Origin of the sequence: Bradyrhizobium yuanmingense, from assembly GCF_029167105.1 — a bacterium.
Lineage (GTDB): Bacteria > Pseudomonadota > Alphaproteobacteria > Rhizobiales > Xanthobacteraceae > Bradyrhizobium > Bradyrhizobium yuanmingense_A.
In genome coordinates this window covers 237,647-259,722 of sequence record NZ_JARFML010000009.1, presented here as the reverse complement: position 1 = coordinate 259,722, position 22,076 = coordinate 237,647, and the positions used below count along the sequence as shown (strand labels likewise).

Here is a 22,076-nt window from a genome sequence, read left to right as displayed (position 1 = left end):
TCGCCGGCAACACCGGGACGGCGACCGCCTTCACCGCGGCCCGCACCTCTGGCATCGGCGGCATCAGCGGCAAGACCTTGACCTTCACCTCCTTCAACGGCGGCACGGCGGTCAACGTCACCTTCGGTGACGGCACCAACGGCACGGTCAAGACGCTCGATCAGCTCAATACCAAGCTGCAGGCCAACAACCTGACGGCGACGATCGACGCCAACGGCCTGCTGACGGTCTCGACCACCAACGATTATGCGTCCTCGACCATCGGTTCGAGCGCCGCGGGTGGTGCGATCGGCGGCACGCTGACCTCGTCGCTAACCTTCTCGACGGCTTCTACCCCCGTCCAGGATACGGTTGCCCAGACCTCGCGTGCCAACCTGGTCAATCAGTTCAACAACATCCTCCAGCAGATCGACTCGACTGCCCAGGACTCCTCGTTCAACGGCGTCAACCTCTTGAACGGCGACCAGCTCAAGCTGGTGTTCGACGAGACTGCCAAGTCGAGCCTCAGCATCACCGGCGTGACCTACAACTCCAAGGGTCTGGGCCTCGCCGCACTGACCAGCGGTGTCGACTTCATCGACAACGCTGCCACCAACAAGGTGCTGACCAACCTGAACGCCGCGTCGAGCACGCTGCGCTCGCAGGCCTCGAGCCTCGGCTCGAACCTGACGATCGTGCAGGTTCGTCAGGACTTCAACAAGAACCTGATCAACGTGCTGCAGACCGGCTCGTCCAACCTGACCCTGGCCGACACCAACGTCGAGGCGGCCAACAGCCAGGCGCTGTCGACCCGCCAGTCGATCGCGGTCTCCGCGCTGTCGCTGGCCAACCAGTCGCAGCAGAGCGTGCTGCAGTTGCTCCGCTAAGGCGCGGACGACATCGCAAGACGATCACGGCGGCGGGGCTTAGGCCCCGCCGTTTCTTTTTTGCGCACTCGGAGATTTCGAGGAGGGCAGAAAAAGTAACCAGCGGTTATGGTTAACCGAGCGTAAGCGTCAGGAATTGCCAATAGTTTCAGATGGATTGCGAGCCGTGCCCGTACGTTCGACTCGCTTATGGTGAACCGGCGCTTATGCGGGCGTCATGCGTTTCACCCTTTATTAGCCATGTCACGGCACCCTGTGCCCGTCACTCGATCCAGAAGCGATCGAACGAAGACGCGTAAGCCAGAAGGGTAAGAGTCATGTCCGGTATTGTTCTCTCTGCGTCGGTTCGTCAGAACCTGCTGTCTCTCCAGTCCACCGCCGATCTTCTCGCCACCACACAGAACCGTCTGTCGACCGGCAAGAGCGTCAACTCGGCCCTGGACAATCCCACCAACTTCTTCACGGCACAGTCGCTCGACAACCGCGCCAGCGACATCAACAACCTGCTCGACGGCATCGCCAATGGCGTGCAGGTGCTGCAGGCCGCCAACACCGGCCTGACCTCGCTGCAGAAGCTGATCGACAGCGCCAAGTCGATCGCCAACCAGGCGCTGCAGACCACCGTCGGCTACTCCACCAAGTCCAACGTTTCTACCACCATCTCCGGTGCGACCGCGGCCGACCTGCGCGGCACGACGAGCTTCGCCAGCGCGACCGCGAGCAGCAACGTGCTGTATAACGGCACGGCCGGCGGCACGACCGCTGCGAACGGCACGACGACGCTCGGCGCCACCATCGGCGCCTTCACGGGCACCGCGGGAACGGCCGGCGACGGCACCACGGCCCTGACCGGCACGATCACCCTGATCGCCACCAACGGCACGACCGCCACCGGCCTCGTCGGCAACGCTCAGCCCGCCGATGGCGACACGCTGACCGTCAACGGCAAGACCATCACCTTCCGCAGCGGCGCCGCGCCGACGTCGGCCGGCGTTCCGGCTGGTTCGGGCGTCAGCGGCAACCTCGTCACCGACGGCAACGGCAACACTACGATCTATCTCGGCACCGCCGGCGCTCCGACCGCGAACGTCAACGATCTGTTGAGCGCGATCGATCTCGCCAGCGGCGTCAAGACGGTCTCGATCAGCTCCGGCGCTGCGACGATCGCCACGAGCAACAACCAGACCGCTTCGAGCGTTGGCGGCGGTGCCGTCACACTGAGAAGCTCGACGGGTGCGGATCTGAGCGTCACCGGCAGAGCCGACCTGCTCAAGGCGCTGGGCCTGAGCGCATCGGTGGGTGGCGGCAATGCCACCGTCAACGTGAACCGGACCACGACCTCGGCCTCGCTCGGCGCGACGATCACCGACGGTTCGACGCTGAACGTCAACGGTCACGTCATCACCTTCAAGAACGCGCCGATCCCGGGCTCGACCGGTGCTCCGAGCGTTCCGGCTGGTTATGGTGCGAACGGTAACATCCTCACCGACGGCAACGGCAACTCGACGGTCTATCTGCAGGGCGGCACGGTCAACGACGTCTTGAAGGCGATCGACCTCGCCACCGGCGTGCAGACCGCGACGATCGCCGCCAACGGCACCGCGACGCTTGCGACCGCCACCGGTCAGTCGAACTCGACGATCAACACGTCCGGCCAGCTCAAGCTCTCGACCGGCATCAATGCCGACCTGTCGATCACCGGCAGCGGCAATGCGCTCAACGTGTTCGGCCTCGCCGGCAACACCGGCAGCGCGACCGCCTTCACCGCGGCCCGCACCTCCGGCATCGGCGGCATCGCCGGCAAGACGCTGACCTTCACCTCCTTCAACGGCGGCACAGCGGTCAACGTCACCTTCGGCGACGGCACCAACGGCACGGTCAAGACGCTCGATCAGCTCAACACCAAGCTGCAGGCCAACAACCTGTCTGCGACGATCGACGCCAACGGCCTGCTGACCATCACGGCGTCCAACGACTATGCGTCCTCGACGCTGGGCTCGACGGCTGCCGGCGGTGCGATCGGCGGCACGCTCACCTCGGCCCTGACCTTCTCGACGGCTTCCACGCCCGTCCAGGATGGCGTTGCCCAGACGGCGCGTGCCAATCTGGTGACTCAGTTCAACAATATCCTCAACCAGATCGACACCACCGCGCAGGACTCCTCGTTCAACGGCGTCAACCTCTTGAACGGCGACCAGCTCAAGCTGGTGTTCGACGAGACCGCCAAGTCGAGCCTGAACATCACGGGCGTGACCTATAATTCCAAGGGTCTCGGCCTCGCCTCGTTGACGGTCGGCGTCGACTTCATCGACAACGCCGCCGCCAACCGGGTGCTGACCAACCTCAACGCCGCCTCGAGCACGCTGCGCTCGCAGGCCTCGAGCCTCGGCTCGAACCTCTCGGTGGTGCAGATCCGTCAGGACTTCAACAAGAACCTGATCAACGTGCTGCAGACCGGCTCGTCCAACCTGACCTTGGCCGACACCAACGTCGAGGCGGCCAACAGCCAGGCGCTGTCGACCCGACAGTCGATCGCGGTCTCCGCCCTGTCGCTGGCCAACACGTCGCAGCAGAGCGTGCTGCAGCTGCTCCGCTAACAAGCAGCTGAAATCACTGACTAAAATCGAGCGGCGGGGCCTTGGCCCCGCCGCTTTTTACTTGCGTCCCGGGGGCGGGCAGGGCGTTCATTGGCGGTTAACCCTATCCCTTAAACCGCCGTTAACCATACTTTAAAGGACACCTCCTAAAACTGGACAAAAGGCCGGCTTTCCAGTCCGCGCGGCCGATTCGTATCCGGTTCAAGAGGAAGACTCGCCAATGTCCAACATCGTTCTCTCGGCGTCAGTTCGCCAGAACCTGTTGTCGCTGCAGTCGACGGCCGACTTGCTGGCTACGACGCAGGAGCGGCTGTCGACCGGCAAGAAGGTCAACACGGCGCTCGACAATCCCACCAACTTCTTCACGGCGCAGGGGCTGGACAACCGGGCGAGCGACATCAGCAACCTGCTCGACGGCATCAATAACGGCGTCCAGGTGTTGCAGGCCGCCAACACAGGCATCACCTCGCTGCAGAAACTGATCGACAGCGCCAAGTCGATCGCTAACCAGGCGCTGCAGACCACGGTCGGCTATTCCACCAAGTCGAACGTCTCCACCACGATTCCCGGCGCGACCCCGGCCGACCTGCGCGGCACGACCTCCTATGCGAGTGCGACCGCGAAGAGCAACGTGCTCTACACCGGCGCGGCCGGCGGCGTGACCCCGGTCACGGGAACTGCCGCACTCGGCGCCTCGCTCGGTTCGAGCGCCGGCACCTTCACAGGTACGGCCGCGCTCGCGGCCGACGGCACCACCGCGCTGTCCGGCACGGCGACGCTGGTCGGCACCACGGCATCGACCACCTTCGGCACGCCGCCCGCGGACGGCGACACCATCACGGTGAACGGCAAGACCATTACCTTCCGCACCGGCGTTGCTCCGAGCGCCCAGCCGACCGGCTGGGGCCTCGACGCCAGCGGGCACATCGCCACCGATGGCAACGGCAATTCGATCATTTATCAGGGAACGGCGGCGGCGCCCCTAGCGACCGTCAACGACGTCCTCGCCGCCATCGACCTCGCCAGCGGCGTCAAGACCGCAACCATCAGCGCAGGCGCGGCGACCATCGCCGTCAGCGGTTCGGCGGGTCCCGTCGGCACGCTTCAGGTCGCATCCTCCATCACGGCGGGCGCGGTTACGTTGAAGAGCTCGACCGGCGCCGATCTGAGCGTGACGGGCAAGGCCGACTTCCTCAAAGCACTCGGCCTGACGTCCGCGACCGGCGCGGGCAACGCGAACGTGACCGCGAACCGCTCGACGACCGCGGGTTCGCTCGGCACCCTGGTCCAGGACGGCTCGACGCTGAACATCGGCGGCAAGACCATCACCTTCAAGAACGCGCAGACGCCGCAATCGACAGCGAGCGTGGCCACCGGCTATGGCGTCAGCGGCAACGTCGTCACAGACGGCAACGGTAACTCGACGGTCTACATCCAGAGCGCGACGCTGACCGATCTGCTTAACGCGGTCGACCTCGCCACCGGCGTCAAGACCGCCAGCATCTTCAACGGCGCGGCAACCATCTCGACCACCGCGGGCCAGATCCCGTCGTCGGTCAACAGCAGCGGTCAGCTCGCGCTCTCGACCGGCATCAATGCCGACCTGTCGATCACCGGCACCGGCAATGCGCTCAGCGCCTTCGGCCTAAGCGGCAACACGGGAACGGCGACGGCCTTCACCGCGGCGCGCACTTCGGGCGTCGGGGGCATCAGCGGCAAGACCCTGACATTCACCTCCTTCAACGGCGGCACGCCTGTCAACGTCACCTTCGGCGACGGCACCAACGGCACCGTCAAGACACTTGACCAACTCAACGCGCAGCTTCAGGCCAATCACCTGACGGCCACGATCGATGCTAACGGCGTGCTCACGGTGACCACCGTCAATGAATACGCCTCTTCGACACTCGGCTCGACGATCGCGGGCGGCGCGGTCGGCGGCACGATCACCGGCGTTCTCGCCTTCACCACCGCGCAGCCGCCGGTCCAGGATCCCGTTGCGCAGACCGCGCGCTCCAACCTGGTCAACCAGTTCAACAACATTCTGGCCCAGATCGACACGACCTCGCAGGACTCCTCCTTCAACGGCGTCAACCTGCTCAATGGCGACACGCTGAAGCTGGTCTTCAACGAGACCGGCAGCTCCACGCTGAGCATCAACGGCGTGGTGTTCAATGCGGCGGGCCTCGGTCTCAGCAATCTGGTCAACGGCGTCGATTTCATCGACAACGGTGCCACCAACAGGGTGCTGGCCAGCCTGAACGCGGCCTCGAGCACGTTGCGTTCGCAAGGCTCCACGCTCGGTTCGAACCTGTCGATCGTGCAGGTGCGTCAGGACTTCTCCAAGAACCTGATCAACGTGCTGCAGACCGGCTCAGCCAACCTGACGCTCGCCGACACCAACGAGGAAGCGGCGAACAGCCAGGCGCTGTCGACGCGCCAGTCGATCGCGGTCTCCGCGCTGTCGCTGGCCAACCAGTCGCAACAGAGCGTGCTGCAGCTGCTCCGCTAATTCCGCAGCGCGACTTCGCTATTCGAGATTACGCGGCGGAGCTGATGCTCCGCCGTTCTTTTGAGGAAGATCGCTAAGACGAGATTAGCCGAGATCGACGCGCGTCACGCCAGGCGAGTTTACATCGTGCGTGCGTGAATCTAGCGTTGCGCTGACGAAGGACTCCGTGCCCCGTAATTCTGCGGAGTACTTCCAAGCACGATACGTAAGCAAATCTTAAGCGGTGCTGCCTAGGGTTGGGAAAGAAATCCTTAAGCGCGTACAACGCGCTAGGTAACCTCCAGGGTGTGATTGATGTCGAATTCCGCTGCCTCGGCTTATGCGCGTGTTGCAACCACCACCGCATCTCCTCGCGACATCGAGGCGCAGACTCTGCTCAAGGCCGCCAACAAGCTCCAGGACGCGGTGAACAACGCCGATCCGCTCAGCGAGCAGACCATGCAGGCCCTGATGTTCAACCGCAAGCTCTGGACCATCTTCCTGAGCGAGGCGATGCGCGACAGCAATCCGCAGCCGATCGACGTCCGGCAGAAGATCGCCAACATCAGCGTGTTCGTGTTGAGCCAGACCGCCGCGCTGCAGATGAGCCCGCAGTTCGATCACTTCCGTCCGCTGATCGAGATCAACCGCAATATCGCGGCAGGGCTGTCCGGACGGCCGTGACGGAATTCGTGATGGTCGCCATCACGAGCACATCGGCGAAACTCGCAATTTCGGCAGGAGCTGATCACGGCCAGTGGTCTTGCCTCGACACGCGAACTCCGCGCTGACCGATGACGGCCAGACGCAGAGCAGAAACATCGGCATCGATCGCGTGATCGTTAGGCGCTGAGATCCGTGCTGAGCGGACGCGAGGGCTCGGACTTCATGTCCAGTGCGTGGAAATAGGCACGCCGGCGGAGCATCGCCTCGTCAGGGAACTGGTTCACCACCGTGTCGGTCTTGTCGTTAACGACCTGAAAGACGAAGGACGCGGCCGCCTGGTCGAACACGACCTGGCGCGAGATGTTTTCGTGGTTCGGCAAATCATTGCGCACCGGCGCGCTCGTATCGCTCGCGGCGACCGTTTGCCTCACCGGAAGATCAGTTTGCACAGCCTCGTTCGCCGCCGAATTCGACGTCGGTATGATCTGCACGGGGGCCGGGATCCCCACCGGCCTGATGCTGAAATCTGTACTCATGGCAGCCTCCTGGTTGCCTTACGTGAGTCAAATCCCAACCCCTCTAATCACGCAAGCATGGAACACCAGGACTGAACACCCGGTAAGGAAACGTGCCTAACCGCGCGACGCCATCGCCGCGCGGTTTTTCTTAAAATTGTCGGTTGTTCTTGTGCTGCTCAGAGCGAGCGGCTGACCGCAAGTGGCGTGATATGGCGCGGACCTGGCGCTGCGCTGCGCCCGGCGGCGGTATAGGTGTTCGGCACGTTGCGCTTCTGGATCTCGGCGTTGACGCCGCGCACGACGCTTTCGGAAACCGCGTGCGCGGTCGCGAGCACCGTGAGATTGACCTGGAGCATCGCGCGGAACGCATCGTGGTGGCGATGCAGCGTCGAGAGCAGCTCCGGCGCGGACTTCGCGAGCTGGTCCTGGTTTGCCTTCAGCTGGCCGACTGCGCTGACGTAGCTGCGCGACAATTCCTGCTTCTTGCCCTCGAGCGTCATCGCCTCGCGGACCTTGCCGGCGCGGACGAGCTCGGTCTCGCGCTCGATCAATCCGAGCAGGGCGCTCATCGCGTCCATCAGGTCTTCGGCGAGCTTGCGCGCCTCGCTGCTGACGGGCGCGCTGCCCGGGCGCTGGGCCTGCATCGGCTGACGTGAGGCGTTGAAATGGTTCATCTCGTTTGACCTTATGCCGTGCGGATCGTTTTCGCCTGCTGCAGGACGAGGGTACGGTAGACGTCGCTGGCGATGCCGACGCCGCCGGCCTGGGCGAAGTTCTTGGAATATTGCTCGGTCAGCATCGAGCGCCATACGCCGGTGCCGGGCGTGTCGCCGAACGGGCCTTCGCCTTTCAGGCCCGAGGTCATCTGCGCGAACATGCTGTTGAGGAACATTGCCTCGAAGTCGGTGGCGGTCTTCTGGGCCTTGGCCTGTTGCTGCGGCGAGACCTTTTGCAGCGCGGCGGCGAGCTCGAAGTCCGGCCGACCGTTGCGGCTCTCGACCGAGAAGGCCGAACTGGTGGCGAGGCGAGGGGTGTTGATCGCGCTGGTCTGCATCACATCACCTCGATGTCGGCTTCGATGGCGCCAGCGGCCTTGATCGCCTGGAGGATGCTGATCATGTCGCGGGGGCCGATGCCGAGGCCGTTGAGGCCGTCGACGAGCTGCTGGAGCGAGACGCCGTCCTTGACGAGCGCCAGCTTCTTGCCGTCCTCGGTGACGGTGACGCTGCTGCGCGGCGCGACCACGGTGCGGCCGCGTGACAGCGGATTGGGCTGGCTCACTTGCGGGCTCTCGGAGATGGTGACCGTGAGGTTGCCCTGCGCCACCGCGACGGTGGCGACGCGGACGTCGCGGCCCATCACGATGATGCCGCTGCGTTCGTCGATGACGATCTTGGCCGCGAGATCAGGGTCGACCTGGAGCTGCTCGATCTCGGTGAGGAAAGCGACGACGTTGCCCTTGAACTCGGGCGGGATCGACAGCTGCACCGTCGAGGGATCGATGGGCTCGGCGGTCTTGACGCCGAGATAGTCGTTGACCGCGGCCGCGATGCGCTTGGCGGTGGTGAAGTCGGGGTTGCGCAGCGCCAGGCGGACGTTCGGCAGCCGGTTGAGCGCGAACTCGATCTCGCGCTCGATGATGGCGCCGTTGGCGATGCGTCCCACCGTCGGCACGCCGCGCACGATTTTGGCGGCCTCGCCCTCGGCCTGGAAGCCGGAGATCGCGAGCGAGCCCTGCGCCACCGCATAGACGTTGCCGTCGGCGCCGAGCAGGGGGGTGACCAGCAAGGTGCCGCCCTGGAGGTTCTTGGCGTCGCCGAGCGCGGACACCGTGACGTCCATGCGCGTGCCCTGGGTGGCGAAGGCCGGCAGGTTGCCCGTGACCATGACGGCGGCGACGTTGCCGGTGCGGATGGTGGCGCCGCGGATATTGACGCCCATGCGCTCGAGCATCGCCTGCAGCGACTGCTTGGTGAAGGGGATGTTGTTGAGCGTGTCGCCGGTGCCGTTGAGGCCGACGACGAGGCCATAACCGATGAGCTGGTTCTGCCGCACGCCCTCGATATTGGCGAGGTCCTTGATGCGCGAGGTCGCCGCCGCCGAGGTGACCGACAGCGCCAGCGCCGACAGCGCGGCGCAGGCCAACCCAACAATCCTCACCCAACGAACGCCTGACATCTCTGCTCCCCAAGGCCCGTAGAAAAGGGCTCCTCAAATCGGACAGGACTTGCACGACACTCCCATGACGAGCTGGTCCGGCGCTTTCCTTGCGAGCGCTGTGCCAAAGCCTGATGGCGAGGGTATGTGGCTGAATAGCTTGAATAAATCTGTTGCGACCGCTGTCAGCACTCGTTCGCCCTGAGGAGCGAAACTGCCGCCTGTCGGCAGATTTTGCCGGGCCGTTTACGCACCGTTAACCATAAGACAGCGAAGGTGAGGCATCGATCACCCGGATTCTTTCCGATGCGCATCTACGGACCGAACGGTACGACGCTTGGCACACCGGCCAGCCAGGCCAAGCGGACGGGCTCCGGCAGCTTCGTGCTGCCCGACACCTCATCGGCGCAGGAGACGCGGAGCGCTGCCGCACCGAAGGCGGCGGCCAACATCGATGCGCTGCTGGCGTTGCAGGGTGTCGAGGAGGATCCGGTCGAGCGCCGCAAGCGCTCGGTCGCCCGCGGCAGGACTGCGCTCGACGTGCTCGACGATCTCAAGATGGGCCTGTTGTCCGGCAATCTCGACGCCTCGACCGTGATGCGGCTGCGTGATGCGGCGGCCAACCTGAAATCGTCCTCAGGCGATGCCGGTCTCGATGCGGTGCTCTCCGAGATCGAGCTGCGGGTCGAGGTCGAGCTGGCGAAGGCCGGGCAGGCGTAGTCACGCAGGCTGTCTTACGCCGCTTCCTCCTTCAGCTGCGCATCATAGCGGCGTTGGGCGGCGAGCACGTCTTTCAGATTCTGCTCGGCCCAATCGCGCAAGGGATCCACCGCCGCCGCCAGCGTCAGGCCGAGCTGGGTGATCGAATATTCCACCGTCACGGGCACGGTCGCGATGGCACGGCGCCTGATCAGGCCGTCGCGTTCGAGCGACTTAAGCACCTGGCTCAGCATCTTCTGCGAGATGCCTTCAATCGTGCGGCGCAACTGATTGAAGCGCATCGGCTCCTTGCGCAGGAGCAAGAGGATCAGCACCGCCCATTTGTCGCCGACGCGATCGAGGATTTGGCGGGTGGGGCAGTTCGCTGCGTAGACGTCGGGTTTCATCGTCGGTTCTCGGAAATCCATCCCGTTGCTTGGGGTCCGCGTGTCGGTTGTATGCGATCAGTTACCTCAGCGTAATCAGGTAAGCACAAAGTGCTCTCTTAACACCAGCATTCTTTGCGATATCTAGTTTCCGTCAGTTACCATAGAAGCAAGGGAGCCTTCCATGAAAATCGCAGTCGCCGGCGCCTCGGGCCGGGCGGGATCGGAGATCACCAAGGAACTGTCCCGCCGCGGCCACACGGTCACGGCCATCGCCCGGAACCCGGAAAAGATTGCGGCCCTGCCGAACGTCACGCCGACCAAGGGGGATGTGCTGGACCAGGCGGGCCTCGCCAAGCTGTGGGCCGGTCACGACGTCGCCGTGAGTTCCGTGCACTTCCTGGCCAGTGATCCGCTCAAGCTGATCGGTGCAGCGAAGGAGTCCAAGATCGGTCGTTACCTCGTGGTGGGCGGCGCCGGGAGCCTCGAGGTTGCCCCGGGCGTGAAGCTGGTCACGACTCCCAATTTTCCGGCCCAATACAAGGCCGAAGCGGAGGCGGGCTCGGCCTTCCTGGACCTGCTGCGGCAGGAAAAGGACCTGAACTGGACCTTCATCTCGCCTTCGGCGCTGTTCGTTGAGGGGGAACGGACGGCTAAGTTCCGGCTCGGGACCGACCAGCTTCTCGCAGATGCGAACGGCAAGAGCTGGATCACCTTCGCCGACTACGCCATTGCGCTCGCCGACGAGATTGAAAAGCCAGCCCACCTGAAGCAGCGCTTCACGGTCGGCTATTAAGGACCGCCAGCCGCCTCCAAGCCCTCAAGGATAAACCTTCCTGTGCAAGGGCTTGGGGGCGAGGACCGGGCGGTGAGGGAAATATTGTCTGTCACGGGAGGCCACTATATAAGGCCCGGCTCAACGGACCCCGGTCCGTCCGCGAGTCGTTGCTTTAGAAGATAGGCCTCCCTTGGAAAAGTTGAAAAACTACCGACCGACCGACAAAGAGCCTTTCATGAACGACCGGCAGAAGGAGTACTTCCGTTTGAAGCTCCTCGCCTGGAAGGATGAGATCCTCAAAGAATCGAAGCTCACCCTGCAGGCTCTGCAGGAGGAGAACGTGAACCACCCCGATCTCGCCGATCGGGCCTCGTCCGAAACCGACCGTGCCATCGAACTCCGCGCCCGCGACCGCCAGCGCAAATTGATCGCCAAGATCGATGCCGCGCTCCAGCGTATCGAGGACAACACCTACGGCTATTGCGAGGAAACCGGCGAGCCGATCTCGTTGAAGCGGCTCGAGGCCCGGCCCATCGCGACGCTCTCGGTGGAAGCGCAGGAGCGCCACGAGAAACGCGAGAAGGTCTATCGCGACGAATAAGGTCCGAGCCGCAGAGATGCGGCTCTTTGTTTTTGGACGCAGGGCGCCATTTCGCGCCATGCCCGGCATATTGCCCGTCGCTTGCCGCCGCGCTCACCATGGCGACAGCGCGATCGCGAAAAGTGAATCGCGATCAACGGGCTAGACTGGATTGCTCCGAGCTCACGTGAGTTCGGATGAGAAACAGCCTTCACTTCAGGTGCGGGAGATTTTGCGAGTCGCATCAACGAGATCGACTCGAATATTGAGACGCTGATCCAGCTGCATCAAGCATCGCTGCAATCAGGCCTGCTGCGACGTCTCGAGGCGGGCATCTCCATAAAGCCTGGACCAGCTCAATATTTCCTTAAACGCCGGCAACAGGCCGTAGGCCGCATCGGTCAGCTCGTACTCGACCCTCAACGGCTTTTCCGCGAAGACAGTGCGCGACACGAGGCCGTCCTGCTCGAGCCGATCGAACGCCGCAACGCGCCGAAACGAACCGCGCCGTTCATCAGCGCAAACAGGATCCTCCAGCTTGAGGGGAATGCGGGTCATGAGCACTGTTCTGGTCACCGGCGGGTCGGGCTTCGTCGGCATCCATGTCGCCCTGCAACTTCTGGCCGCCGGCCATGCCGTGCGGACGACGGTGCGCCGGCCGGAGCGCCAGGCCGATGTGCTCGCCATGCTGCGCGAGGGCGGGGCGGCGACGCCCGAGAGCGTGGCCTTCGTCACCGCCGATCTGACCCGGGACGACGGCTGGGCGGCGGCGGTCGCGGGCTGCGACTACGTTCTCCACGTGGCGTCCCCGCTCTCGACCACCGTCCCGACGGACGAGAACGAGATGATCATCCCGGCCCGCGCCGGCACGCTCCGGGTGCTCCGGGCCGCGCGCGCGGCCGGCGTCAAGAGGGTCGTCGTCACCTCGTCGCTGGGCGCGATCGGCTACGGTCATCCCCCGCGCGACAGGCCGTTCGACGAGACCGAATGGACCAATCTCGCCGGTGTCGACGGCCAACCCTACGTCAAGTCCAAGACGCTGGCCGAGCGGGCGGCCTGGGATTTCGTCGCGCGCGAGGGGGATGGGCTGGAGCTGTCGGTGATCAACCCCGCCGGCATTTTCGGGCCCGTGCTGGGGTCGGACTTTTCCGGCTCGATCGAGATCGTCAGATCGCTGCTCGACGGCGCCATGCCGGCCGTGCCGCGGGTCTATTTCGGCGTGGTCGACGTCCGCGACGTCGCCGAGTTGCACCTGCGGGCGATGACTGCGCCGGAGGCGAAAGGCGAGCGTTTCATTGCGGTCTCCGGCGAGACCATGTCGATCCTCGACATCGCCCGCGTGCTGCGGCGGGAACTCGGGCCGCGGGCGCGCCGGGTTCCGCGGCTTCAGGCGCCGGACTGGCTGGTGCGGCTGGCCGCGCGCCGGATTCCGCTGCTGCGTGCCGTCGTGCCGATGCTCGGAAAGGTCAGGCATTCCACCAGCGCCAAGGCCAAATCGCTGCTCGGCTGGCAGGCGCGCTCCAATGAGGAGGCGATCCTTGCGACCGCCGAGAGCCTGCTCCGGCTCGGTCTCGTCAAGGGGTGAGGGCACGCCACCCGCGCTTGTCAGGCCGGAGCGGGGATGCTGAAGTGCCGCCCTTCGACTGCGTAGCGTGGGAGGCGGCGCCGATGGACAAGATTCTCGAAGCCGCAAAGGCGATCGCGCTGGCGCGCCGCAACCACGCCCCGCTCGCGGCGCTGGAGCGGCCCCCTGCGGACGAAGCCGAGGGCTATCAGGTCCAGCGCACCCTGCACGATCTGCTGCTGCCGCATGTCGGTCCGCTCGTCGGCTACAAGATCGGCTGCACCAGCCAGGTGATGCAGGATTATATCGGCATCCCGCACCCGTGCGGCGGCGGCGTGTTCCAGAAGGGCATCAATGACAGCGGCGCCAAGCTCGCCGCCTCCAATTATGTCCGGGTCGGGGTCGAATGCGAGATCGCGGTGCGGCTGAAGCGGGACCTTGCCGCCGGCGAAGCGCCGTTCACGGCCGAATGGGTCGGCGAGGCGGTCGAAGCTTATCAGCCCGCCATCGAGATCGTCGACGACCGCTACGTGAAATGGGAGATGATGGGCGCGCCGACCTTGATCGCCGACGATTTCTTCGCCGCCGGCTGCGTGCTGGGTCCCTCGGTCCCGCGCTCGTCGGTGCCGGACCTCAAGGCGGTCAAGGGCCGCGCCATCGTCAACGGCGAGGAGGTCAGCCACGGCACCGGTGCCGACGTGCTCGGCCATCCCCACAATGCGCTTGCCTGGCTCGCCAACCATCTCGCCGCCGAGGGCAAGGGGTTGCACGCGGGGCAGCTCGTGCTCACCGGCAGCCTGGTCAAGACGCTGTGGCTGAAAGCCGGCGACAAGGTGCGGATGGAGCTGGACGGGCTCGGCGTGGTGGAGGCGGAGTTTACGTGAGGGGGCAGGGGGCACATCGGCACTCTCCGTCATTGCGAGGAGCTCTTGCGACGAAGCAATCCAGAATCCTGTAGCGGAGACAGACTGGATTGCTTCGCTGCGCTCGCAATGACTGAGTTTGGGGCAACAGCGTTGCTAAAATGTCGCGAGCTCTCTCGCTGTGCGCAGTTTCTGAATTTTAGACGGGACGCATCTTGCGCCCGCCGGCAATCGGGTCTATGAGCCCCGTCCCATTCAACCTGCGCGTTCAACTACGAGGAGACCAGCCGTGAGTACGTTGTGGCGATCGACACATTCCGTGCCGACGCTCTCAGTGCGTCCGGCTGACAGTCATCCAATCATGTTGAACGACAATGGCACAGTCATTGATTCAGCGCCGGCGGGAGGCCGAGCGCGCGCGGGTTGAAGCCTACGAGCTTTCGCTGCGGCACGTGTCGCAGCGGACGCGTCCTCCACCGGATTTCAAGAACGCGATCAAAGAGGCCCGGCGTGGCTTCGAAGCGGACATCGTGCGCGATGCCGAGGCCTGGCAGCCGCGAATGAAGACCCGCGATGCGGCGCGTCTTCGTCTTGCCGCGGCTCGCTATCTCTTCGCGCGCTATCCCGTCGCAGAACATCTGGAGCAGATCTGGATCGGCGGCGCGGGACTGGACGCCGACGAGATCCGTTTGCGCAAGCGCTGGTACATCGCGGCGGCCGGCGGTGGTTCGCTCTACGCTGCCGGTGCGGCCGAATGGCTGTCTCGCAAGGAGGTCCATGCATTCCTCAATCCGTTGGGGAAGGTCGGCTTCGAGGCGGCGATCTGGCAGGCGATTGCGCGTTCCTATGCGACCGATCCCGCTGTTGCGATGCGGATCGCGCGCACCAGGATCACGCAGACGCAGCGCGCTCAGCATCGCTTCTGGCGCGAGGTTCGCTTCTTCTGCGCGCATCCCACCACGGTCGAGGACATGGATGACTTCCATGACTACCTCGCCCATTGCCACCGGCGCGATCCGGAATACTCCCTCAAGGGGCGTTCACTGATCTCGCTTGGGCGACAGATGCGCGAATGGCATCGCGATCTCGATGCGATTGCTCGTATCGAGGCCGCACGCCGTCGCGCCGACGCGGCGCGAAACCGTGCGCGGGGGCTGGCAGCAGGCCCCGAGCAGAGCGAGGACCGTTGGCTTGGTGCAGCGATCGCGGACTGGTCATGGACGAAGTCGTCCAAGGACCCGGCCAAGCGCGAAGAATACGTCGTGGTCCAATTGCGTACCGCGGCCGATCTCGTGGTTGAGACGCGGAGCATGCGACACTGCGTTGCCAGTTACGCGTCCAAGTGCATCGCCGGGCATGCGTCGATCTGGTCGCTGCGCCGCCGCGCTGCGGGTGCTCCAGATCGGTTGTTGACCATTGAGCTTGATCGACGCGCCCGGGCGGTCCAGGTCCGCGGGTTCGCAAACCGTGCACCGCATCCCGAGGAGTGCAAGATCCTCGAGCGGTGGGCGCAAGCACGCGGGATCGAACTGCTCTAGAGGGTCATGAGATCAGGTTTGATTGCTACAAGGTAGGGCACTCCCTCTCCCGCTTGCGGGAGAGGGCTGGGGAGAGGGTGTTTCCGCAATGGGACAGCCCGCAAGAGGAGAAAGCCCTCACCCGCGCCTTCGGTGCAACTTCTCCCGCAAGCGGGAGAGGTTGCACCGAGCCCGCGGCAATCGATTCAACTTAAAGCCATTCCGCCTTAGAAGATTGCCTGCGCCGCTTTGGCGGCGCAGGCAAAACACATGCGGCCCTCGCCAGGGGAGCTAGCGAGGGCCGCGTAGTACATCGTCGTTCGCGCCGTTAGTTCGCGAGCACGATGTGGGAGCTCTTGAAGAGGCTTAGAAGGGCAGCAGCACGTCCATGACCTGCTGGCCGTAGCGCGGCTGCTGCACGTCGGTGATCTGGCCGCGGCCGCCATAGGCGATGCGGGCCTGGGCGATCTTGGTGGAGTCGATGGTGTTGTCGCTCTGGATGTCCTCGGGGCGGACGATGCCGGCGACGATCAGCTCGCGAATTTCGAAGTTGACGCGGATCTCCTGCTTGCCTTCGACGACGAGGTTGCCGTTCGGCAGCACCTGGGTCACTACGGCGGCGACGTTGGTCTGCAGCGCTTCCTTGCGGTCGACGCTGCCCTTGCCCTCGCTCGAGGAGGTCGAGTCGGCGGTCAGGATGCGGCCGGGCAGGATCTTGTTGGCCTGGGTGACGGTCTGGGAGCCGATGAAGTCCGTGATCCCCGAATCTTCCTTGTTGGAGCGGCTGCGCGAGGTGTCGTTCTCGATGTTGGCCTTGTCGGTGATGTTCACGGTCACCGTCAGGAGATCGCCGACCTGGCGGGCGCGCTGGTCCTTGAAGAAGGCGCGGCTGCCGTTGCGCCACAGCGAGTTCGGATTGTAGGAGGCGACTTCCGGCTTGGGCATCGGCATCTGCACCGGCTTGTAGCCGGGCTGCGTCGTCGGATTGTCGATCGCCGACAGCTTCGGCTGCTCGCCGATCTGTGACAGGCGGTCGATCGAGGAGCAGCCGCTCGCCAAGGCGCAAGTTGCAAGCAGCAGGGCAGAGATCGCGATGCGACGAAGGCGGGAAACCGAACTGAACGTTGACATGATTTACTCTGACTTGGCTGGAGCGTGCGAGAGGCGGGCTTGCGGAAGCTGTGCTTGGGCGATCTGGGCCGGGTTTGCCGGCTGGATCAGGCTCTGTGCGAGGGCTGCGGCGGCGGGCACCTCGTCACGCTTGATCGACGAGGTCTGCTCGACGGCCGGCGCCATCGGCGCGGACTGGCTGGCGCCCTGCACCGTGACCTGGCCGCGGCCGGTGACGATGCCGGTCAGGGTGCGCTTGGACTGCAGATTGAGCACGCTGACGGTGTCGCCCTCGGCGCCGCTCTCGACCGCCTTGCCACGCGTGGTGAGATAGAGGCCGGGCACCTGGTAGATGATGGTGACGGCCTGATCGCGCACCACGAAGTCGGGCCTGACGAGGTCGGCGGCGCGGATCGGCGTGCCCGCGCGCATTGCTCGGCGCAGCTGCATGCCGATGCTGCGGTCGCGCGAGGCGGCCTCGCCGGCGACCTCGGCCTTCGGCCGGCGCTCCAACGACAGGTCGGAGGATTTCAGCAACTCGGTGCGGTCGATGTCGCGGGTCAGCACGGCCACCTCCACCGTCTCGATCGCGGTGCCGGTGAAGCGCAGCTTGGTCGGCGCGGCGTTGCCGTCGTTGGCGATCTCGAAGGCGATGTCGAAACGGCCGCTGCGGGCATCATAGCGGGTTGCGACCGGCTGCAGCGCGCCGCTGTTGGAGGCGTCCAGCCGCATCTCGGCGACGCTGCGGTCGAACGTGATGGTGATGTTGGCGGCGTCTCCGAGGCCGAAGCGGCGCTCGAGCGCCGCGGCGACCGCGTTCTCGATATCCTTGCTCGCGAGCGTGCGGGCGAGGCGGGTGACCTGGACCTCCTTGATGTCCCCGGTCATGACGCCGATCACCTGTTTGGCCCGCAGCACCGACAGCACCTGGCCGACCGTCAGGGTGCCGGTGGTGCCGAGATCGGGCGAGCGGTAGACCGGGATCAGCGCGGCCGATCCGGCGTTGTCGATGAGATCGCCGATCCGCACCACGTCCGAGGTCACCGAGACGCTTGCGCGCAGCGTCGGCGCGGCGATGAAATCGTTGGCGGCCGCTGCCGGCAAAGCCAGCGCGACAAGAGTGGAGATGGCGGCGAGGGTGGCGCGGATCATCGTCATCACCTCAGCGGAACAGCGCCGTGGTCGATTGCATCATCTGGTCGGCGGCGCTGATCACCTTGGCGTTCATTTCGTAGGCGCGCTGGGCGGCGATCAGGTCGCTCATCTCCGAGACGACGTCTACATTGGCCTGCTCCAGGCTGCCTTGCGTGAGCTTGCCGTAACCTTCTGTGTTCGCGGTGCCGTCCTGCGGCGCACCGGACGAGGGCGTCTCGGTGAACTGGTTGTTGCCGACCGGCTGCAGGCCCGCCTTGTTGATGAAGCGCGTGACGCCGATCTGGCCGACGATCGAGGAGGTGGTTGAGCCCGGCAACGTCACCGAGACCTGGCCCTGCTCGCTCACGGAGATGCCCGAGGCGTTGTTGGGAATGGTGATAGTGGGCTGCACCGGATTGCCCTGCGCGGTGACGACGCGGCCCTGATTGTCCATCTGGAAGGTGCCGTCGCGGGTGTACTGGAAGGTGCCGTCGGGCATCAGGATCTTGAAGAAGCCCTCGCCCGAGATGGCGAGATCGAGGTCGTTGCCGGTCTGCGACAGCGTGCCTTGGGTCATGCTGCGCGGCGTGCCGACGGTCTTGACGCCGCCGCCGATGTCGACGCCGACCGGCAGGATGGTGCCCTGGTCCGACGACTGGGCGCCGACGCGGCGGACGTGCTCGTAGATCAGGTCCTGGAACGCCGCCGTCTGCTTCTTGAAGCCGGTGGTGCGGAGGTTGGCGATGTTGTTGGAGATCACCTGAACGTTGAGTTCCTGTGCCGCCATTCCGGTCGCTGCGGTGTGAAGCGCCTGCATCTCAGTTCTCCTTCAATCAGGCCGGAACGTCGGCGAGCTTCTCGATCGCCGATTTGTGGAGGTCGCTCTGCTGCTGCAGCAGGTTGGCGACCGCGGCGTAGCTGCGCATCACCTCGACCATGCGGGTCATCTCGCCGACCGCATTCACGTTCGACTTCTCGACATAGCCCTGCTGCAGGGTGGACTTGGTGTCGGGCTGCTGGTTCGCCGAGCCGGCGGCATAGAGATTGGCGCCGAGCTTGGTCAGCTTGGCCGGATCGTCGAACGAGACCATGCGGATCTTGCCGCGGATCGAGTCGGTTCGCGCCGTGCCCTCGAGCACCGTGACGGTGCCGTCGGGCGCGACGTTGATGTCGTGGTCGGTCGGCTGAAAGGTGATCGGGCCGGCATTGCCGAGCACGAGATTGCCGTCGGCGGTGACGAGCTGGCCGGTGCTATTGAGCGAGAACTTGCCGTCGCGGGTATAGAACTCGCCGCCGTTGGACTGCACCGCGAAATAGGCGCCGCCGTTGATCGCCATGTCGAGCGGATTGTTGGTCGGCTCCAGCGGCCCCTGGCTGATGTTGCGGAACGTGCCGCGGTCCTGGACATAGGAGACCCGGCGGTCGCGGCCGATGAAATTGTCCTCACGCGCGTTCGAGTTCAGATATTCCTCGAACAGCGAATGGTCCGACTTGAAGCCGTTGGTGTTGGCATTGGCGACGTTGTTGGCGATGACATCCATCTGCCGCTCCAACGTCATCTGCCGTGACAAGCCGATCAGACGCGCGTTCTGCATCGGAAATCTCCCCTGAGCGGATCTGCCATTTCGCTCTCCCAAGCGCCTTGGCGGACCCCGTGACCGAGACCGTCGGGCTCTCCCAAGCCGTGAGGTCTCGGGCCTCTCTCAGCGAAAGCCGTGCCAACCGAAAAAGATGTTTGTTTTCAATGTTTTGCCGATTTTTTACGGGCGCGAATGGGCGGCAGAAAGGTTCTGTTAGCCATGTTTGCCCGGCAGATTTTTCCTAGCAGGGGCCCAATCGAAAGATTCCGTTAACCATTATTACCGTAGCGTTTGCGCATCAGAGGAGCGCATTGCGCTGGGGCATTCGTATCGCGTCGTTGTCTGCCAGGAGGCTTCGCTCTTTCGACCCCTTTAAGAGATGAACGGGCGCGGCAACCATGGCAGAGAATGAGGAAGGCGGCGCAGCCGCCGAGGGCGCGGAAGCCGCTCCGCCGAAGAACAAGCTCAAGCTCATCATCATGGTCATCGGCGTGCTCGCCGTGATCGGCGGCGGCGCCGCGACCTGGTTCTTTTTTTTCCGTCATGGCGGCGATGAGCATCATGCCGAGGCCGCGCCGCCGCCGAAGCCGCCTGCCTTCGTCGACGTTCCCGACCTGATGGTCAACCTCGCCGGTTCGCCCGGCGAGCGCGTGCAATATCTGCGGTTGAAGATCGTGCTGGAGCTGAAGGAAGAGAAGCAGATCGAGGCGATCAAGCCGACGATGCCGCGCGTCACCGACATCTTCCAGACCTATGTGCGCGAGCTGCGCCCGTCCGACCTCAACGGTTCGGCCGGCATCTTCCGCCTCAAGGAGGAGCTGACCAAGCGCGTCAACGCGGCGGTCGCCCCGATCCAGGTCAGCGCCGTGCTGTTCAAGGAAGTCGTGGTCCAGTGAGCATGACGGGCTAGGGATCATGGCGGGCAACGACCAAGTCGACCAGGATGCAATTGCCGCCCAGTGGGAGGCCTCGCTCGATAGCGAGGATCCCGCCGAGGCGGCTAAGGCTGCCGCCGAGAACGAGCTGTCGGAGACCATGGCCCTGCAATGGGCCGCCATGGTCGAGGACGGCAGCCGCGATCTCGGCACCGGCAAGAACTCCGGCGAGCGGGTGTTGTCCCAGGAGGAGATCGACAATCTCCTCGGCTTCACCGTCGGCGACGTCACGCTCGACGACCATTCCGGCATTCGCGCGATCATCGATTCGGCGATGGTCTCCTACGAGCGCCTGCCGATGCTCGAAATCGTCTTCGATCGCCTGGTGCGGTTGATGACGACTTCCTTGCGCAATTTCACCTCCGACAACGTCGAAGTCTCGCTCGACCGCATCACCTCGGTGCGCTTCGGCGACTACATGAACTCGATCCCGCTGCCCGCCGTCCTCACCGTCTTCAAGGCCGAGGAGTGGGAGAACTTCGGCATGGCGACGGTCGATTCCAACCTGATCTATTCGATGATCGACGTGCTGCTCGGCGGCCGCCGCGGCACCAGCCAGCTGCGCATCGAGGGCCGGCCCTACACCACGATCGAAACCGAGCTGGTCAAGCGGCTGGTCGAGGTGGTGCTGGCCGACGCCGAGCAGGCGTTCCGGCCGCTATCGCCGGTGACATTCTCGATCGACCGGCTCGAGACCAATCCGCGTTTCGCCGCGATCAGCCGTCCCGCCAACGCCGCGATCCTGGTGCGCCTGCGCATCGACATGGAAGACCGCGGCGGCAACATCGAGCTGCTGCTGCCCTACGCGACCATCGAGCCGATCCGGGGCGTCCTGCTCCAGATGTTCATGGGCGAAAAGTTCGGCCGCGACCCGGTCTGGGAGGGCCACTTCGCCACCGAGATCGTGCAGGCCGAGATCGCCGTCGACGCCGTGCTCTACGAGGCCGACATTCCGCTCAAGCAGCTGATGCGGCTCAAGGTGGGCGACACGCTGCCGCTCGACATGCGCGCCGACGCCAACGTCACCGTGCGCTGCGGCGACGTCACGCTGACCGAGGGGCGGATGGGCCGGGTCGGCGACCGCGTGGCGATCCGTGTGACGAAACCCTTGCGCAAGCCAAGTACGACACTTGCGATGTTCGAGAAGGTGGACGAGCAGAACAAGATGATGGAGGCCCCATGAACCACTCCCTGGGACTGGCGATCGAGACGCTGGTGGCTATCCTGCTGATGCTGACGATCGTCTACTGCGTCACGCTCAACAAGCGCTTGAGGCGGCTGAAGGCGGACGAGCATTCGCTGAAGGCCGTCATCGCCGAGCTGATCACCGCGACCGAGATCGCCGAGCGCGCGATCGGCGGGCTGAAGCTTGCCGTGCGCGACGTCAACGAGAACCTTGGCAGCCAGCTCGCCGCCGCGACGCAGATGTCGGATCAGCTCTACAAGCAGCTCGGCGAGGCCGACAACGTGGTGCGGCGCCTGTCCAAGATCGCGATCGCCGCGCGTCCCGTCACCAATCCGGAGACGGTCGCCGCGGCCGCGCCCAAGCCGTCGTCCGCGAAGGCGGTGGCGGCGGCCGCCGAAGCCTTCTCCGAGCGCCGACGATCCAACGGGCTTGCCGCATGAAGTCCTTGC

22 protein-coding genes and 1 pseudogene are annotated in these 22,076 nt (G+C 64.7%); 13 read left to right on the top strand and 10 right to left on the bottom strand.

Translation table 11 applies throughout. From position 1 onward, the window contains the following. The 4 genes from P0R31_RS14730 to flaF form a co-directional block, all read left to right on the top strand. On the top strand, positions 1 to 866 hold an 866-nt coding region (locus tag P0R31_RS14730; protein ID WP_275514684.1), incomplete at its 5' end, for a flagellin. A gap of 317 nt (positions 867 to 1,183) precedes the next feature. Beyond that, on the top strand, positions 1,184 to 3,463 hold the full coding sequence (locus P0R31_RS14725; protein WP_275514683.1) for a DUF1522 domain-containing protein: 2,280 nt from the start codon (positions 1,184 to 1,186) through the stop codon (positions 3,461 to 3,463). A 220-nt stretch (positions 3,464 to 3,683) separates the two neighbouring features. Continuing rightward, a complete protein-coding gene (locus P0R31_RS14720; RefSeq protein WP_275514682.1) occupies positions 3,684 to 5,975 on the top strand; it encodes a DUF1522 domain-containing protein in 2,292 nt (763 codons plus the stop codon). Positions 5,976 to 6,269: 294 nt separating this feature from the next. Beyond that, a complete protein-coding gene (gene flaF / locus P0R31_RS14715) occupies positions 6,270 to 6,638 on the top strand; it encodes a flagellar biosynthesis regulator FlaF (protein ID WP_018642830.1) in 369 nt (122 codons plus the stop codon). Between the two features lie 158 nt (positions 6,639 to 6,796). On the opposite strand, the gene P0R31_RS14710 is transcribed toward flaF, so the two are convergent. From P0R31_RS14710 to P0R31_RS14695, 4 genes are all read right to left on the bottom strand, one after another. Further along, positions 6,797 to 7,156, bottom strand: a complete 360-nt coding sequence (locus tag P0R31_RS14710; protein WP_275514681.1) for a hypothetical protein — start codon at positions 7,154 to 7,156, stop codon at positions 6,797 to 6,799. A 158-nt stretch (positions 7,157 to 7,314) separates the two neighbouring features. After that, on the bottom strand, positions 7,315 to 7,812 hold the full coding sequence (locus P0R31_RS14705) for a hypothetical protein (protein ID WP_157280811.1): 498 nt from the start codon (positions 7,810 to 7,812) through the stop codon (positions 7,315 to 7,317). Positions 7,813 to 7,823: 11 nt separating this feature from the next. Further along, entirely contained in the window at positions 7,824 to 8,192 is a 369-nt protein-coding gene (gene flgJ / locus P0R31_RS14700) for a flagellar assembly peptidoglycan hydrolase FlgJ (RefSeq protein ID WP_193760517.1), read from the bottom strand. Further along, positions 8,192 to 9,316, bottom strand: coding sequence for a flagellar basal body P-ring protein FlgI (locus tag P0R31_RS14695; RefSeq protein WP_275514680.1), 1,125 nt, complete (start codon positions 9,314 to 9,316; stop codon positions 8,192 to 8,194). Before P0R31_RS14695 ends, flgJ begins: the two co-directional genes overlap by 1 nt. 285 nt (positions 9,317 to 9,601) lie before the next feature. On the opposite strand from P0R31_RS14695, the gene P0R31_RS14690 reads away from it, so the two are divergent. Further along, positions 9,602 to 10,015: a flagellar assembly protein FliX gene (locus P0R31_RS14690; RefSeq protein WP_036043758.1), complete on the top strand. Its 414-nt coding sequence runs from the start codon at positions 9,602 to 9,604 to the stop codon at positions 10,013 to 10,015. Between the two features lie 14 nt (positions 10,016 to 10,029). On the opposite strand, the gene P0R31_RS14685 is transcribed toward P0R31_RS14690, so the two are convergent. Next, positions 10,030 to 10,401, bottom strand: coding sequence for a winged helix-turn-helix transcriptional regulator (locus tag P0R31_RS14685; protein WP_275514679.1), 372 nt, complete (start codon positions 10,399 to 10,401; stop codon positions 10,030 to 10,032). A 163-nt stretch (positions 10,402 to 10,564) separates the two neighbouring features. Here P0R31_RS14685 and P0R31_RS14680 point away from each other — a divergent pair, with 163 nt between their 5' ends. Beyond that, positions 10,565 to 11,176: an NAD(P)-dependent oxidoreductase gene (locus P0R31_RS14680; RefSeq protein WP_275514678.1), complete on the top strand. Its 612-nt coding sequence runs from the start codon at positions 10,565 to 10,567 to the stop codon at positions 11,174 to 11,176. Positions 11,177 to 11,393: 217 nt separating this feature from the next. Further along, the gene (gene dksA, locus P0R31_RS14675) at positions 11,394 to 11,759 is read left to right on the top strand and encodes an RNA polymerase-binding protein DksA (RefSeq protein WP_085966600.1); all 366 of its coding nucleotides are present in this window, start codon (positions 11,394 to 11,396) and stop codon (positions 11,757 to 11,759) included. Between the two features lie 282 nt (positions 11,760 to 12,041). On the opposite strand, the pseudogene P0R31_RS14670 reads toward dksA, so the two are convergent. Continuing rightward, positions 12,042 to 12,289 (bottom strand): annotated as a pseudogene (locus tag P0R31_RS14670) (winged helix-turn-helix transcriptional regulator); the annotation flags it as partial. A gap of 5 nt (positions 12,290 to 12,294) precedes the next feature. Here P0R31_RS14670 and P0R31_RS14665 point away from each other — a divergent pair. The 3 genes from P0R31_RS14665 to P0R31_RS14655 all read left to right on the top strand — a co-directional run bounded on the left by P0R31_RS14665 (position 12,295) and on the right by P0R31_RS14655 (position 15,703). Then, positions 12,295 to 13,323, top strand: a complete 1,029-nt coding sequence (locus P0R31_RS14665) for an SDR family oxidoreductase (protein WP_275514676.1) — start codon at positions 12,295 to 12,297, stop codon at positions 13,321 to 13,323. A gap of 83 nt (positions 13,324 to 13,406) precedes the next feature. Beyond that, positions 13,407 to 14,186: a 2-keto-4-pentenoate hydratase gene (locus P0R31_RS14660; protein ID WP_275514675.1), complete on the top strand. Its 780-nt coding sequence runs from the start codon at positions 13,407 to 13,409 to the stop codon at positions 14,184 to 14,186. Positions 14,187 to 14,539: 353 nt separating this feature from the next. Continuing rightward, on the top strand, positions 14,540 to 15,703 hold the full coding sequence (locus P0R31_RS14655) for a PcfJ domain-containing protein (RefSeq protein ID WP_275514674.1): 1,164 nt from the start codon (positions 14,540 to 14,542) through the stop codon (positions 15,701 to 15,703). 345 nt (positions 15,704 to 16,048) lie between these two features. Here the strand turns inward: P0R31_RS14655 and flgH are convergent, their stop codons facing one another. The 4 genes from flgH to flgF are packed head-to-tail and all read right to left on the bottom strand — an operon-like array spanning position 16,049 to position 19,521. Then, positions 16,049 to 16,813 (bottom strand): flagellar basal body L-ring protein FlgH, encoded by a 765-nt coding sequence (flgH, locus tag P0R31_RS14650; RefSeq protein ID WP_275514673.1) that lies wholly within the window; start codon positions 16,811 to 16,813, stop codon positions 16,049 to 16,051. 3 nt (positions 16,814 to 16,816) lie between these two features. After that, positions 16,817 to 17,944, bottom strand: coding sequence for a flagellar basal body P-ring formation chaperone FlgA (gene flgA / locus P0R31_RS14645; protein ID WP_275514672.1), 1,128 nt, complete (start codon positions 17,942 to 17,944; stop codon positions 16,817 to 16,819). Positions 17,945 to 17,954: 10 nt separating this feature from the next. Further along, the gene (gene flgG, locus P0R31_RS14640; RefSeq protein ID WP_036013098.1) at positions 17,955 to 18,743 is read right to left on the bottom strand and encodes a flagellar basal-body rod protein FlgG; all 789 of its coding nucleotides are present in this window, start codon (positions 18,741 to 18,743) and stop codon (positions 17,955 to 17,957) included. A 16-nt stretch (positions 18,744 to 18,759) separates the two neighbouring features. Next, positions 18,760 to 19,521 carry a flagellar basal-body rod protein FlgF gene (flgF, locus tag P0R31_RS14635; RefSeq protein ID WP_275514671.1) on the bottom strand — a complete coding sequence of 254 codons (762 nt, stop codon included), beginning with the start codon at positions 19,519 to 19,521 and terminating at the stop codon, positions 18,760 to 18,762. 383 nt (positions 19,522 to 19,904) lie between these two features. Here flgF and fliL point away from each other — a divergent pair, with 383 nt between their 5' ends. From fliL to P0R31_RS14620, 3 genes are read left to right on the top strand one after another with little or no spacing between them, the layout of a single operon-like run. After that, positions 19,905 to 20,402 (top strand): flagellar basal body-associated protein FliL, encoded by a 498-nt coding sequence (gene fliL / locus P0R31_RS14630; protein ID WP_275514670.1) that lies wholly within the window; start codon positions 19,905 to 19,907, stop codon positions 20,400 to 20,402. A gap of 19 nt (positions 20,403 to 20,421) precedes the next feature. After that, positions 20,422 to 21,624 (top strand): flagellar motor switch protein FliM, encoded by a 1,203-nt coding sequence (fliM, locus tag P0R31_RS14625; RefSeq protein WP_036027916.1) that lies wholly within the window; start codon positions 20,422 to 20,424, stop codon positions 21,622 to 21,624. Then, positions 21,621 to 22,067 carry a DUF6468 domain-containing protein gene (locus tag P0R31_RS14620; RefSeq protein WP_275514669.1) on the top strand — a complete coding sequence of 149 codons (447 nt, stop codon included), beginning with the start codon at positions 21,621 to 21,623 and terminating at the stop codon, positions 22,065 to 22,067. The genes fliM and P0R31_RS14620 overlap by 4 nt, the downstream gene beginning before the upstream one ends. The last annotated feature ends 9 nt before the right edge of the window (positions 22,068 to 22,076 follow it).